The organism is Vibrio plantisponsor, from assembly GCF_013041605.1.
Classification (GTDB): Bacteria; Pseudomonadota; Gammaproteobacteria; order Enterobacterales; family Vibrionaceae; genus Vibrio; species Vibrio plantisponsor.
Genome location: NZ_JABEQC010000008.1, coordinates 180,602 through 194,474, shown reverse-complemented (window position 1 = coordinate 194,474; position 13,873 = coordinate 180,602). Strand labels below are relative to the sequence as shown.

The following is a 13,873-nucleotide window of genomic DNA, read 5'->3' as shown; positions in this document are numbered from 1 at the left end:
GAGATCCATAATGAAACCAATCCTACCTGACTACAGTGATGCAGGGGTATTAATTATTGGCGACGTCATGCTTGACAGATACTGGCATGGCCCTACTGGTCGTATTTCGCCAGAAGCCCCTGTGCCAGTAGTAAAAGTAGAGAAAAACGAAGAGCGTCCTGGTGGTGCTGCTAACGTAGCAATGAACATCGCTTCATTAGGTGGTCATGCGCATCTCGTTGGTTTAACAGGGATTGATGAGCCAGCTCAGGTGCTGAGTGAGAAGTTAACTTCTCTGAAAGTGACGTGTGATTTTGTTGCTTTGCCAGACTATCCAACGATTACAAAACTGCGCGTACTGAGCCGTGGTCAGCAACTTATCCGTTTAGATTTTGAAGACAAGTTTGAAAAAACCGATCCTGAATTGATCTTATCGCGTATGGAATCAGCATTGCCAAATGTGCAAGCGGTGATCTTATCGGATTACGCGAAAGGTGCTCTTGAACATGTACAACAGTTCATTCAAAAAGCACGAGCAGCAAATGTTCCAGTGTTTATTGATCCTAAAGGCGCAGACTTTGAACGTTACCGTGGTGCAACGTTGTTAACTCCAAACCTTTCTGAATTCGAATGTGTTGTGGGCAAAGTTAAATCTGATCAAGACTTGGTCGAAAAAGGTTTAGGTCTGATTGAAGAGTTCGATCTTGATGCTCTGTTGGTGACTCGTAGTGAACATGGTATGACACTACTGCGTCGTGGTATGGATCCTTTCCATCTGCCAACTCAAGCTAAAGAAGTTTATGACGTAACGGGTGCTGGTGATACAGTGATTTCCGTATTGGCGTCTTCAGTCGCAGCAGGTAAGCCTTTAGATGAAGCTTGTGCGCTAGCAAACGCAGCCGCTGGAGTTGTGGTCGGTAAACTTGGTACATCGACAGTCTCTACCATTGAACTTGCTGAAGCTATTCACGGCAGCAAAGATACTGACTACGGCGTGATTGGTGAGAAAGCACTTATTGAAGCTGTGCGTAAAGCGCAAGCTCGTGGCGAGAAAGTTGTTATGACCAACGGATGTTTCGATATTCTTCATGCGGGTCATGTTTCTTATCTGAATCATGCTGGTGAGCTTGGTGACCGCCTGATTGTTGCTGTTAATACGGATGAATCTGTAAAACGTTTGAAAGGGCCTGGTCGTCCAGTGAACCCGACCGATCGCCGTATGGCTGTATTGGCAGCGCTAGGTGCTGTGGATTGGGTAGTACCGTTTAGTGAAGATACGCCACAACGTTTGATCTCTGAAGTGTTGCCTGATTTATTAGTAAAAGGCGGCGACTACAAACCAGAAGATATTGCGGGTGGTAAAGAAGTGATTGCGGCTGGTGGTCAGGTTAAAGTACTGAACTTTGAAGACGGCTGTTCAACCACAGAAATTATCGAAGCGATTAAAGGTGGCAGAGGTTAATTAGCCTTTGTTGCATTTTTAGATATGCCGAGAAAGAAAAAACGCCAGCATGCTGGCGTTTTTTTATGTCTGTAAAAAAAACAATCTTAAGATTTAGTCTTTGCTGATTTCGCTGCTTTTAGGCCGCTGTTGATATCAAGGATATCTTGTTCAGACAGAGAACCTACTGCTTGGCGAAGTTGCAACACACTAAGAATGTAGTTGTAACGAGCTGATGATAGGTTTTTGTTCGCGTTGTACAAGCTACGAGTTGAATCCAGCACGTCTACGATTGTACGAGTACCAACATCAAAACCTGCTTCAGTTGCTTCTAGCGCTGATTTAGCTGAAATTACCGATTGTTCGTAAGCACGCAACGCACCGATTGAAGCGTTGATGTTGTTGTTGTTTGCACGAACAGCCTTAATCACACTGCGGTAAGACGCTTCTAAATCTTGGCTTGCTGCAACGTACGCGAACTCTGCTTGTTTGGTTTGCGAAGTCACATTACCACCTGTGTATAGAGGCACAGATAAGTTCACACCGATGTTTAAATCGTTGTAGTCGTGACCGTCAAAACTATAAGCACTCGCGCTGCTATCCATTTGCTTGCCATAGCTGTATCCACCATCAAGTGTTAACGATGGTAGGTGGCCTGAACTCGCTAAAGAGATGTTGTCTTTCGCTACATCTTGCGCAATGCGAGATGACAAAAGAGACAAGTTCTTTTGTTGAGCTTCTTCAACCAGTGCATCCATTGATGTCGCTGATGGGCTAGCAGAAAAACGGTTAGTATCGAGAATGCTTAGATCTTTGTGATCTTGACCAGTGATTTCACGCAGTGACTCATAGCTGTTTATCAGAGTGTTCTCAGCTAACACTTCATCTGCCAAAACGCTGTCGTATTGTGCTTGAGCATCATGTACGTCAGTAATTGCAGAAAGACCCACTTCAAAACGTTGCTTAGTTTGTTCTAACTGACGACCAACCGCCGCTTTTTCTGCGCGGACAAATTCTAGGTTGTCTTGAGCACTGAGCACTGAGAAATAAGCCTGAGCGACACGCAGGATTAATGACTGTTGAACAACCGCGTATTGTGCATCCGCTTGGCGAGCTTGTTTCTCTGCTGTGTCTAATGAAACCCAGCTTGAACGATTGTAAAGTTCTTGCGAAAAGGAAATTCCTGCTGATAGCAGTTCACTATCTTTTGGTTCGTCACTACTAGTAATGTTGTAACCAGCCGTTAGGTTGATCTGTGGTAGTAAGCTACTACGACTTGAAGTTACTGCTTCAAATGCTGCGTCACGTTGTGCCGCTGCGCTCAGTAATTGAGGGTCATTTTCTTTTGCTTGATCGTAAATTTGAGCAAGATCGTCAGCCGATACTGCAGCACTTAAGCTGCCAAGAGCTACGCTAATAAATACTGGAAGCAGTTTTTTCATTGGTCCTATTCCTGCCTATTATGAAGTTAGGGTGGGCGTTTCAAGAGTTTACCCCATTTTGGTCGTAATTTACTCGAAACTTTGCACTTTTTTACACTTAACTATCCATGTGTGCAATATAAATTTTGCTTTACTTAAAAATATATATAATTTTTATATAAAAAGTTGAGCAATGTCCTTGGAAGTCACCAGTTACCACGAGTAAACTACGTTGTTTAGCCGTCCTTTATTCGTATCGGGAGCTCTCGAATGTCACAAACCGGTAAACCATTAGGTCAGTTTTCGTCACAAGACATTGAAATCGTCTCAAAAGAGACACTGTTTCAAGGTTTTTTCCGAATGGTTAAATATCGCTTCAAACATAAGCTTTTTCAAGGCGGATGGAGTGAACCTATTGAACGTGAACTTTTCGAACGTGGGCATGCGGCTGCGTTGTTGCCTTATGATGCGGTTCGAGATCAAGTCGTTATCATTGAACAAATTCGTGTTGGAACACTCGAACAACAACGGCCTTGGCAACTGGAAATTGTTGCGGGAATTATTGACCGTGATGAAAGTGCCATTGAAGTTGTTCGTAGAGAAGCGGTAGAAGAAGCGGGTGTTGATATCGGCCGAATTGAATCGGTGACTTCGTATTATCCTTCGGCTGGCGGATGTTCTGAGAAATTAGATGTTTACGTCGGCGAGGTTGATTCCTCTCAAGCGAAAGGTATTCATGGTTTAGACTATGAAGGAGAGGATATTAAAGTGCATGTCATGAGCCGTGAGCAGGCTTACCAGTTGGTAAAAGACGGTGTTATTGAAAATGGTGCATCAATCATTGCACTACAATGGTTGGAACTGAATTACGAGAATTTGAGAACTCAATGGCTGAAGTAATGGTGAAAAAACCATATCACGTAGATCTAAAAGAACTGATGCGAGTTTATGAAACAAACTACGCTAAGTTAAACGCTTTGCTTCCTACACAGCCAAGTGTCGATGACTTACGTTGCTACCAAGCGGCTCAAATGACTTACCAACTTCAAGTGCTAGAAGTCACAAAGTACACAACTTTGGTGGAGATCTGTCAAAGTGATGATATTTCAGTGTTTCCATTACCAACCATGTCTGTCAGGCTGTACCACGACGCTCGTGTAGCAGAAGTGCACACCAGCGATCATCTCAGCAGGATAAAAGCGCGTCATGATTATCCGAATGAGAAAATGGTACAAAAAGATGAAAAGGCTCAAATTAATCGCTTTTTAGGTGATTGGCTTACCTTCTGCTTAAAGCATGGTATTAGCCGCCAGCCAATTAATTTTAGTCATCCATAATAGTTAGGTTTATCGAGTTTGAACGTGTCGCCCAGTATAGATAATCCAGATAGCATAAAGCTTGTACAGATAACGGATACTCACTTATTCGCGCCAGATGACGGCTGTTTGCTTAGCGTAAACACCGCTGACAGCTTTCGTGCTGTAGTGAAAGAGATTTGTACTCAGAAAGTTCAGTATGATGCCGTTCTCGCAACGGGCGATATTTCTCAAGATCATAGTGCTGAATCCTATCAACGTTTTTCAGAGAGCATTAAAATGCTGGAGAAAGACTGTTTCTGGCTGCCTGGTAATCACGACTACAAACCTAACATGGGTGCAGTGTTACCATCCCCCCAGATTCGCACTGAGGAACATGTATTGCTTGGCGAACACTGGCAAATGGTGTTGCTAGATTCGCAGGTTGTTGGTGTTCCTCATGGCCGTTTGAGTGATCATCAGCTGGCTCTGTTAGATGAGAAACTGACACAGTATCCGGATAGATACACCTTAGTGCTTTTGCATCACCATCCTCTTTTGGTTGGCAGCGCTTGGCTTGATCAACACACGTTAAAAGACAGCGAATCGTTTTGGGATGTAGTAAAGCGCCATTCCAATGTCAAAGCGGTCTTGTGCGGCCATGTACATCAGAATATGGACAAGGAACATATGGGCGTGAGAGTCATGGCGACACCTTCGACCTGTATCCAGTTCAAACCTAACTCGAATGATTTTGCGTTAGATAAAACCTCACCAGGTTGGCGTGAACTGGAGTTATGTGCTGATGGCACTGTGAAGTCAGCAGTGAAACGCTTGGCAAATGGCGTGTTTCAGCCTGATTTTGATGCGAGCGGTTACTAATATGTCAAAGCGTCCATCTTTACTTCTTTATATTCATGGTTTTAACAGTTCTCCTCTGTCGCATAAGGCGCAGGTGATGAGTGAGTACTGCAAGAATCATCGTCCAGACATCAAAGTGGTTGTTCCAAAATTGCCGAGTTTTCCTGCTCTGGCAGCGCAACATCTATTGGATGTGGTTAATCAATATAAAGATGACTATCAAATTGGCTTGGTAGGCAGTTCTTTAGGTGGCTATCTCTCCACGTGGCTAAACGCAAAATTTGGTTTTCGCGCGGTGTTAGTCAATCCAGCCGTGAAACCTTATGAACTGTTAGCTTCGTTTCTTGGTGAACAAGAGAATCCGTACACCCAAGAACGTTACGTTTTGGACGAGTCCCACATACAAGAACTCATCGCGTTGGATATTCCTGAATTAAAATCGCCTCAAGATTTTTGGCTTCTGCAGCAAACGGAAGATGAAGTGCTCGATTATCGTCAAGCTGTGGAAAAGTATGCAGATTCAAAACAGACGGTGGAGACAGGTGGCGACCATAGTTTTATTGATTTTGAACGTTATCCAGCCCAAATCATCAAATTCTTAGACTTATAGCCTTTTCATTGAGGTTAGAGTCATAATTTTGCTTGCCACTGACTGATGTCTCTTGACATCAGTCGTTCTCTTCCAGACTATGTTCCTCTTAGACTTTTCTCGTTTAGGTGTTAAAAAACACGTTAATTCTTAACGTATTGTTATAAAAATAAAGCGTTAATAAACGAGATGTAAAGTTACCAATTATTTATCGATAAAAGCATTACATATTATGACTGAACAATATAATGCTGGAGCCATTGAAGTCCTTAATGGCTTAGAACCAGTGCGTCGCAGGCCTGGGATGTACACGGATACAACGCGCCCGAACCATCTTGGGCAAGAAGTTATCGACAACAGTGTCGATGAAGCGTTGGCCGGACATGCCACAAAGGTTCAGGTAATCCTTCACGCCGATCAATCATTAGAAGTGATTGATGATGGTCGAGGCATGCCTGTAGATATTCACCCAGAAGAAAAAATTTCTGGTGTCGAGCTTATCTTCTGTAAGCTTCATGCTGGCGGTAAGTTTTCGAACAAAAACTATCAATTCTCAGGCGGTCTACACGGTGTAGGTATCTCGGTAGTTAACGCCCTTTCTAAACGCGTTGAAGTTGCTGTACGTCGCGATGGTCAAATTTACGAAATCGCTTTCGAACACGGCAACAAAGTTTCCGATCTCACTGTAACAGGAACCTGCGGTCGTCGTAACCGCGGTACCAGCGTTCATTTCTGGCCTGATACTTCTTATTTTGATTATCCTAATTTCTCCGTATCACGCTTAGTCAATAACTTGCGAGCGAAAGCCGTACTGTGTCCGGGGCTAGAAATCACATTTACCGACAAGGTGAATGATAAAGAGTATCGCTGGCTGTACGAAGATGGTTTAAAAGACTATCTCACCGAAGGTGTAAAAGATTCGGTTGTTCTACCAGAAGAGCCTTTCACCGGTGAGTTTAAAGCTGAGACTGAAGCGGCAACTTGGGCCGTTATTTGGCTTCCTGAAGGTGGCGAGCTCATTACTGAGAGTTACGTTAACTTAATCCCAACTGCGCAAGGTGGTACTCACGTCAATGGATTGCGTCAGGGCTTATTGGATGCAATGCGCGAGTTCTGTGAGTTCCGTAATTTATTGCCACGTGGTGTTAAGCTCACGGGTGAAGACGTATTCGACCGCTGTGCCTATGTTCTTTCGGTGAAAATGCAAGATCCGCAGTTTGCTGGTCAAACAAAAGAACGTCTCTCTTCTCGTCAAACGGCCGCATTTGTTTCTGGTGTGGTGAAAGACTCGTTTAGCCTATGGCTGAATGAAAAGCCTCAACTTGCAGAACAACTTGCAGAAGTGTGTATTGCGAATGCTCACAGCCGTATGCGTGCTAGTAAGAAAGTGGTCCGTAAGAAAGTGGCTTCAGGGCCAGCTCTACCGGGTAAACTCACAGACTGTTCAGTGCAAGACCTTAGCCGTACTGAAATCTTCTTCGTCGAAGGGGATTCTGCGGGTGGTAGTGCGAAGCAAGCACGTGATCGCGAGTTCCAAGCGGTGATGCCACTACGCGGTAAAATTCTTAATACTTGGGAAGTGTCTGCTGATCAGGTACTAGCGTCTCAAGAAGTACACGATATTTCTGTTGCTTTGGGCATTGACCCGGATAGCGACGACCTCAGCGGATTGCGTTACGGCAAAATCTGTATCCTTGCCGATGCGGACTCGGATGGTCTTCATATCGCAACTCTGCTTTGTGCTCTGTTTACTAAGCACTTCCAAGCTCTGACCAAAGCGGGTCATATCTATGTCGCTATGCCTCCTCTTTATCGAATCGATTGCGGTAAAGAAGTGTTCTATGCGCTAGATGACGCAGAGAAAGATGGCATTTTGGAAAGACTAAGCCAGAAGAAAGCCAAAATTAACGTTCAGCGATTCAAAGGTTTGGGTGAGATGAACCCACTTCAATTGCGCGAAACAACCATGGATCCAAACACTCGTCGTTTAGTACAGCTCACGATTGATGATGAAACGGCAACGGACGAGATGTTGGACATGCTTTTAGGCAAGAAACGTGCGGATGACCGCCGTACTTGGCTACAAAGCAATGGCGATTTGGCTGAGGTGTAATGAATGAGTACTGAAATTAACTTCGAGGGTGTTGAACAACTTCCAATGCGCAAGTTTACGGAAGATGCTTACCTGAACTACTCGATGTACGTAATCATGGACCGTGCCTTGCCATATATTGGTGATGGTTTAAAGCCGGTTCAACGACGCATAATTTATGCAATGTCGGAGCTGGGACTTTCGGCTGCGGCAAAATATAAAAAGTCTGCACGTACCGTAGGTGACGTGTTGGGTAAATACCATCCGCATGGTGACTCTGCATGTTACGAAGCGATGGTACTGATGGCTCAGCCTTTCTCTTACCGCTACCCTCTGGTGGATGGTCAAGGTAACTGGGGTGCGCCGGATGATCCGAAATCCTTCGCGGCCATGCGTTATACAGAAGCAAAGCTATCTAAGTTTGCGGAAGTATTATTAGGCGAACTTGGCCAAGGTAACGTGGATTGGCAGCCAAACTTTGATGGCACGATGAAAGAGCCGCAAATGTTGCCAGCACGCTTGCCACATATTCTATTGAACGGTGTAACAGGTATTGCCGTTGGTATGGCGACTGATATTCCGCCACACAACGTACGCGAAATTGCCGATGCAACTATCCATCTGATTGATAACCCGAAATCGGAACTGTCAGATGTGATGCAGTTTGTGAAAGGGCCGGATTATCCAACTGAAGCGGAAATTATTTCACCTCAAGCTGAGTTGGAAAAAATTTATCGCACTGGCCGCGGCAGCATCAAAGCGCGTGCGATTTGGCACAAAGAAGGTTCTGACATCGTTATTTCGGCGCTGCCACATCAGGTTTCGGGTGCAAAACTTCTTGAACAGATCGCTAACCAGATGCGTGCGAAGAAACTGCCTATGGTTGACGATCTACGAGACGAGTCTGATCACGAAAACCCGACTCGAATTGTGATTGTTCCGCGCTCGAATCGTGTCGATTGCGATTTGCTGATGAGCCACCTGTTCGCTTCGACTGATTTAGAGAAAAGCTTCCGCGTAAACCTGAACATGATCGGTCTGGACAATCGTCCTCAGGTCAAAGGTTTGGTCGACATTCTCAATGAGTGGATCGAATTCCGTCGTACCAGCGTACGTCGTCGTCTTCAATTCCGTCTTGATAAAGTCATGGCTCGTTTACACATCTTGGAAGGTTTGTTGGTTGCATACCTTAACCTTGATGAAGTGATAGAAATTATCCGTACTGAAGACGATCCGAAAGCAGTATTAATGGCTCGCTTTGGTATCAGTGATATTCAAGCTGATGCGATCTTAGACACCAGACTTCGTAACTTAGCGAAACTGGAAGAGATGAAGATTCGCGGTGAGCAAGACGAGTTAGAGAAAGAGCGTAAAAAACTGGAAGATCTTCTGGGCTCTGAACGCCGTCTAAACACCTTGCTGAAAAAAGAGATCAAGGCGGATGCTGAGAAATACGGTGATGATCGTCGCTCACCATTGGTTGAACGTGAAGAAGCGAAAGCGCTAACTGAACGTGATTTGATGCCAAGCGAACTGATCACTGTGGTTCTGTCTGAAAAAGGTTGGATTCGTCATGCGAAAGGCCATGATGTTGATGGCACCAGTCTAAGCTACAAATCAGGCGATGCTTACTTAGCTCAAGCGAGCGGTAAGAGTAACCAACAAGTTGTTTTCTTCGGCAGTGATGGCCGTAGCTACTCTCTTGAGTCACATACCTTGCCTTCGGCTCGTGGTCAGGGTGAACCGATTACAGGCCGATTGAACGTTGCTGAAGGGACGACGATCCGTCAGGTTATCATGGGTGAAGAAGAGCAGCTTTGGCTGGTTGGCTCTGATGCTGGCTATGGTTTCGTCTGTAAGGGAACCGATCTGCTTTCGAAAAACCGCAGTGGTAAAGCACTGGTGAATTTGCCTGAAAATGCTGAGATTATGGCACCTCAAGCGGTCAATGATCTTGAAACTGATGAGATCCTTACCATTACCAACTTGGGACGTATGTTGTTGTTCCCAATTAAAGACTTGCCACAGTTAGGTAAAGGTAAAGGTAACAAGATCATCAATATTCCAGCGGCAAAAGCCAAATCTCGCGAAGAGGTTGTGTCTCATCTGATTGCATTACCAAGTGGTGCTTCAGTCACTCTGTATGCTGGTAAGCGTAAGCTTGGCTTGAAACCGAGTGATTTGGATAACTTCCGTGGTGAACGTGGTCGCCGTGGTGGATTGTTACCTAGAGGCTTACAGCGAGTAACTGAGATAGATATTGATACTTCAAATGCAGAATCAAGCTCAGAGCCTGAAGAGTAACACTAACGAGTAAAAGCAAAAGCCCCGAACTTCGGGGCTTTTTTGTGCTTAAAATTCAATATCGGATTAAGAGTTGTAGTCTTCTGTCCATCCGTCAGAGTCGGACATATCTGGCGCACCAGCAATGGCATTTTCTTCATCAGCCCATTCACCAAAATCAATTATTTGGCATTGTTTACTACAAAAAGGGCGATAAGGACTTTGCTCATTCCATACGACTTCTTGCTTGCATTGGGGACATTTCACCACAGTAGGCTTTTGGGACGACATCTAGATTTCCTATTAATGATGGTTCAGCTGCTAAGAAACGTTTATTCAGCAGCACACAGCAAGGTCGAAGGGTATCTCTTCAGAGCTGGCTTGCCCAGTTTTAAAGTCGATAAATTTAATCGCAAAACGATTTTTATGACCTGAGATCATTGGGTACACACCATATTCGAGCGGAATGGACAAGCGCAGTATGTTGGCATCTTCTGCATCGCTTTGGAAAAATCCAGATTGTGCGACACGAGGTTTAAAGCTACCTGTTTCACGAGTCAGTTTGAGCCAAAGAGTCAGTGCATCTAACAATGGTTTTAAGGTACTCATCCATTTGTTGGCATCTTGAGATTTTTTCTCTGGCGAGAGGTGAAGCCAGTAATGCAAAGCGGGAAGATCAAAACAGCATGATCCGCCGGGTAGGTTAAAACGCTGTCGGATGGCAGACAAGAAACGATCTTCTTTAAGTGACTGACCAAAACGATCTGCGCTCATTAGATTGCGATGTACTTCATCCACTTCAGCAAGCAGTGCTGAAAGCATCTCTTGGTCTACACCGTCCACGTTTAACCAACTGCGGTAAGTGAGGCGCTGTTTTTCGATATCTTTTGCCAGTTCACTCTTTAATTGTATCTGCTCAAAAATTTCGAGTAGATCGAATAGAGAACGGAAAAATAACTGGTGCTGAATACTGTCAGCAAAGGCTGATGCTTTTTCCATCTGGTGCAGCAAAGCTTCAACTCGTAAGTAAATACGTGTTTTTTCATTCAGAGGGTGTTCAAACTTGTGTGTCGTCATCAGATTTGCCTTGCGTCCTTTCGGCTTATTCTCACAGATTTTTACGGCTGATGGCTAGGTACTTTTTGTGTAATTCTGTGATTTGAGGCAAAAGTTTCTGGTTTTTCGCGTCATTTTTAATCACATCGTCGGCAATGGCTAAACGTTGTTCACGACTGGCTTGTGCAGCTAAGATCGATTTTGCTTGTTCCATCGGCACCTTGTCTCGACTCATTGTCCTTTCAATTTGTGTTTCTTCATCGACATCCACAACTAAAACTCTATCAGCCATATGCTGTAGATTGTTTTCCGTAAGTAACGGAACGACCAATAACGCATAAGGCGATGTGACTCGTTGCAGATCTTGCTCCATTTGTTGACGAATCATTGGATGAAGCAACTGATTAACCCAAGTTTTTTCTTCTTCATTGGCAAATATTCGTGTTCGAAGCTCAGCGCGGTTGAGTTCTCCCTCTGCCGTTAAGATCTCATCGCCAAAATGCTGATGGATGGCTTCGAGGCCGATACTGCCTTTTTCTACTACTCGTCGAGCAATCACGTCAGCGTCGACGATTTCAATACCAAACTGGTCGCGAAACATATTGGCGACAGTGGTCTTTCCGCTTGCGATGCCTCCGGTTAAGCCAATCACTAATGCCATCGTTTAGTACCCCAATAAGTAAGAGTAGTAGCTATCAATGATTTCGTGTCCCCACAGAAGAGCTATCCATCCAGCAATGGCAATATAAGGTCCAAAAGGGAAGGCTTTATCGATACCTTGCTTCTTTAATCGCAGTTGAATGATACCAAACACAAGCCCTACTAAGGATGAAAGCAGAATAATCAGAGGCAACTGCTGCCAGCCCAACCAAGCACCCAGTGCCGCAAGCAGTTTAAAATCACCATATCCCATACCTTCTTTGCCTGTTGCGAGCTTGAAGACCCAGTACACAGACCACAAGGCTAAATAACCCGCGATAGCGCCGATAATGGCATCTTGCAGAGAAACTGGGCTTATACCTATAAGTGAAAGTGTAATACCCGCCCAAAGCAACGGGAGTGTCAGTTGATCTGGCAGCAACATGGTATCTAAATCGATAAAGGTTGCTGCGATGAGAACATAGCTGAAAAACAACAAGGCAATAGTGAAGTAACTAAAGCCAAAATGTTGTGCGACAAGAAAGCTCATCGCTGCTGTAAGGAGCTCAATCAACGGATAACGCGCACTGATGGGAACCTGACAATGGGCGCATTTACCACGCAATAGCAGCCAGCTAATCACGGGTACATTATCCATAATGCGCAGTGGTGTTTGGCAACTCGGGCAAGTTGAGCGTGGTGTGCTAAGGGTCAGCTTGCCTTCTGGCACTTGAATGTTGGATTCTGGAAAATATTCCGCACATTCCTGACGCCATTCTCGCTCCATCATTTTCGGTAGCCGATAGATCACCACATTGAGAAAGCTGCCGATAATTAAACCGAGTAGAGAGGCAGATGCTACGAAAAGCCAAGGATAGTATTCAAAAATTTCCATTTGTTCGCTCATTTGCCGCAGTAAAAGGGAGGGTATTGATTAAAAAACTAAGCGGTTGAATGCGTTAGTGATGGTTATATTACCCTAACACACTCATTAAGTTAAAGATTGGCAAGTACATTGCCACTACTAACCCGCCGACAACCACGCCAAGAAACACAATAATTAAAGGTTCGAGGATTTTTCCCAGATTATCGACGGTATTATCCACCTCGAACTCGTAGATCGAAGCAATTTTATTCAGCATGTCGTCGAGTTTTCCTGACTCTTCACCGATCATTACCATTTGCAATACCATCTCAGGAAAAGCTTCCGTATTTCGCATCGCGATATACATAGGCATACCCGACGCGGTATCACGATGAACCTCATCTATGGCGTATTCAAAGTGGACATTGCCAGCGGTTTTAGCAGTGGTTTTTAAACTGGAGAGAATCGGAATACCCGCGCTGAAACTGGTTGCCAGTGTGCGGCTGAATTTGGCGATAGCGGCTTTGGCTAACACGCTGCCGATAACAGGGCATTTTAATCCTAGGCGGCTGGTTTTCAGGCGAAACAGTGAGGATTTTTTCCTTGCAGTACGAAAGGCGACAACAGACGCAATAGTAACAACAAGAGCAACCAAACTATAAGCCTGAACGCCGTGCGAAAGTTTTAAAACCTGCTGCGTAAACCAAGGAAGTTCTGCGCCAAAGCCACTGAACATGGCTTCAAACTCCGGTATCACCATGGTTAACATCAAGTACGAGACACTTAGGGCAACAAGTACAACCATTGCTGGGTAAATCAATGCTTTAATAACTTTTGCTCTCAACTCTTCGCTTTTTTCGCGGTATGTGGCTAAACGTTCAAAAACTTCAGCTAGGTTTCCGGATTGTTCACCAGTCTGAACTAAGTCAACATACAAGGAATCAAAGTGGCTGCTGGTGTTACGCATTGCTTTTGAAATGGGAGTACCGGCCTCAACTCCTTTGGATATTTGAGTCAGAATCGATTTCATTTCTGGTTTACGGTGATTGTCACCAACCAGTTTCAGTGCTTGAACAATAGGAACACCCGTCGTCAGCATGGTAGAAAGTTGGCGAGTGAGTATGGTGATGTCATTTCCCTTAACTCGGTGAAACAGACGCGTAAAAAGAGGGGCACTGCCTTTCTTGAGTTTTTTGACCTTAATGCTCTGTTCACTTAGTTTGTCTCGAACCTCGCTTTCTGTCAGCGCCAGAAGCTGACCAGACACTTTTTTACCTGTGCTGTTTATTCCGCTCCAACGAAAGCTACTGAGTTGAGGGCTAGAGTTCTTTTTCATATAAATACTCACTAAT

13 protein-coding genes are annotated in these 13,873 nt (G+C 44.6%); 7 read left to right on the top strand and 6 right to left on the bottom strand.

The genetic code is table 11. The features are described 5' to 3' along the window. Window positions 1-10: 10 nt before the first annotated feature. Window positions 11-1,441 (top strand): bifunctional D-glycero-beta-D-manno-heptose-7-phosphate kinase/D-glycero-beta-D-manno-heptose 1-phosphate adenylyltransferase HldE, encoded by a 1,431-nt coding sequence (gene hldE, locus HKI82_RS13000; RefSeq protein ID WP_171138265.1) that lies wholly within the window; start codon window positions 11-13, stop codon window positions 1,439-1,441. 86 nt (window positions 1,442-1,527) lie between these two features. Here hldE and tolC read toward each other — a convergent pair whose 3' ends face one another. Beyond that, window positions 1,528-2,862: an outer membrane channel protein TolC gene (gene tolC / locus HKI82_RS12995; RefSeq protein WP_171138264.1), complete on the bottom strand. Its 1,335-nt coding sequence runs from the start codon at window positions 2,860-2,862 to the stop codon at window positions 1,528-1,530. A 249-nt stretch (window positions 2,863-3,111) separates the two neighbouring features. On the opposite strand from tolC, the gene nudF reads away from it, so the two are divergent. From nudF to parC, 6 genes are all read left to right on the top strand, one after another. Beyond that, entirely contained in the window at window positions 3,112-3,741 is a 630-nt protein-coding gene (nudF, locus tag HKI82_RS12990; protein ID WP_102940956.1) for an ADP-ribose diphosphatase, read from the top strand. After that, the gene (locus HKI82_RS12985; protein WP_042484558.1) at window positions 3,729-4,178 is read left to right on the top strand and encodes a DUF1249 family protein; all 450 of its coding nucleotides are present in this window, start codon (window positions 3,729-3,731) and stop codon (window positions 4,176-4,178) included. The genes nudF and HKI82_RS12985 overlap by 13 nt, the downstream gene beginning before the upstream one ends. An 18-nt stretch (window positions 4,179-4,196) precedes the next feature. Next, window positions 4,197-5,018 (top strand): 3',5'-cyclic-AMP phosphodiesterase, encoded by an 822-nt coding sequence (gene cpdA / locus HKI82_RS12980; RefSeq protein WP_102940957.1) that lies wholly within the window; start codon window positions 4,197-4,199, stop codon window positions 5,016-5,018. 1 nt (window position 5,019) lies between these two features. Then, entirely contained in the window at window positions 5,020-5,607 is a 588-nt protein-coding gene (yqiA, locus tag HKI82_RS12975) for an esterase YqiA (protein ID WP_171138263.1), read from the top strand. 211 nt (window positions 5,608-5,818) lie between these two features. Next, a complete protein-coding gene (parE, locus tag HKI82_RS12970; protein ID WP_102940959.1) occupies window positions 5,819-7,699 on the top strand; it encodes a DNA topoisomerase IV subunit B in 1,881 nt (626 codons plus the stop codon). A 3-nt stretch (window positions 7,700-7,702) separates the two neighbouring features. After that, on the top strand, window positions 7,703-9,982 hold the full coding sequence (parC, locus tag HKI82_RS12965; RefSeq protein WP_171138262.1) for a DNA topoisomerase IV subunit A: 2,280 nt from the start codon (window positions 7,703-7,705) through the stop codon (window positions 9,980-9,982). A 66-nt stretch (window positions 9,983-10,048) separates the two neighbouring features. Here the strand turns inward: parC and yacG are convergent, their stop codons facing one another. The 5 genes from yacG to HKI82_RS12940 form a co-directional block, all read right to left on the bottom strand. After that, window positions 10,049-10,252 carry a DNA gyrase inhibitor YacG gene (gene yacG, locus HKI82_RS12960; protein WP_171138261.1) on the bottom strand — a complete coding sequence of 68 codons (204 nt, stop codon included), beginning with the start codon at window positions 10,250-10,252 and terminating at the stop codon, window positions 10,049-10,051. A 45-nt stretch (window positions 10,253-10,297) separates the two neighbouring features. Beyond that, a complete protein-coding gene (zapD, locus tag HKI82_RS12955; RefSeq protein WP_102940962.1) occupies window positions 10,298-11,038 on the bottom strand; it encodes a cell division protein ZapD in 741 nt (246 codons plus the stop codon). A gap of 31 nt (window positions 11,039-11,069) precedes the next feature. Next, the gene (coaE, locus tag HKI82_RS12950) at window positions 11,070-11,678 is read right to left on the bottom strand and encodes a dephospho-CoA kinase (protein WP_102940963.1); all 609 of its coding nucleotides are present in this window, start codon (window positions 11,676-11,678) and stop codon (window positions 11,070-11,072) included. A 3-nt stretch (window positions 11,679-11,681) separates the two neighbouring features. Further along, window positions 11,682-12,551, bottom strand: a complete 870-nt coding sequence (locus tag HKI82_RS12945; RefSeq protein ID WP_171138260.1) for a prepilin peptidase — start codon at window positions 12,549-12,551, stop codon at window positions 11,682-11,684. 79 nt (window positions 12,552-12,630) lie between these two features. After that, window positions 12,631-13,857, bottom strand: a complete 1,227-nt coding sequence (locus HKI82_RS12940) for a type II secretion system F family protein (RefSeq protein ID WP_102940965.1) — start codon at window positions 13,855-13,857, stop codon at window positions 12,631-12,633. Window positions 13,858-13,873 lie beyond the last annotated feature (16 nt).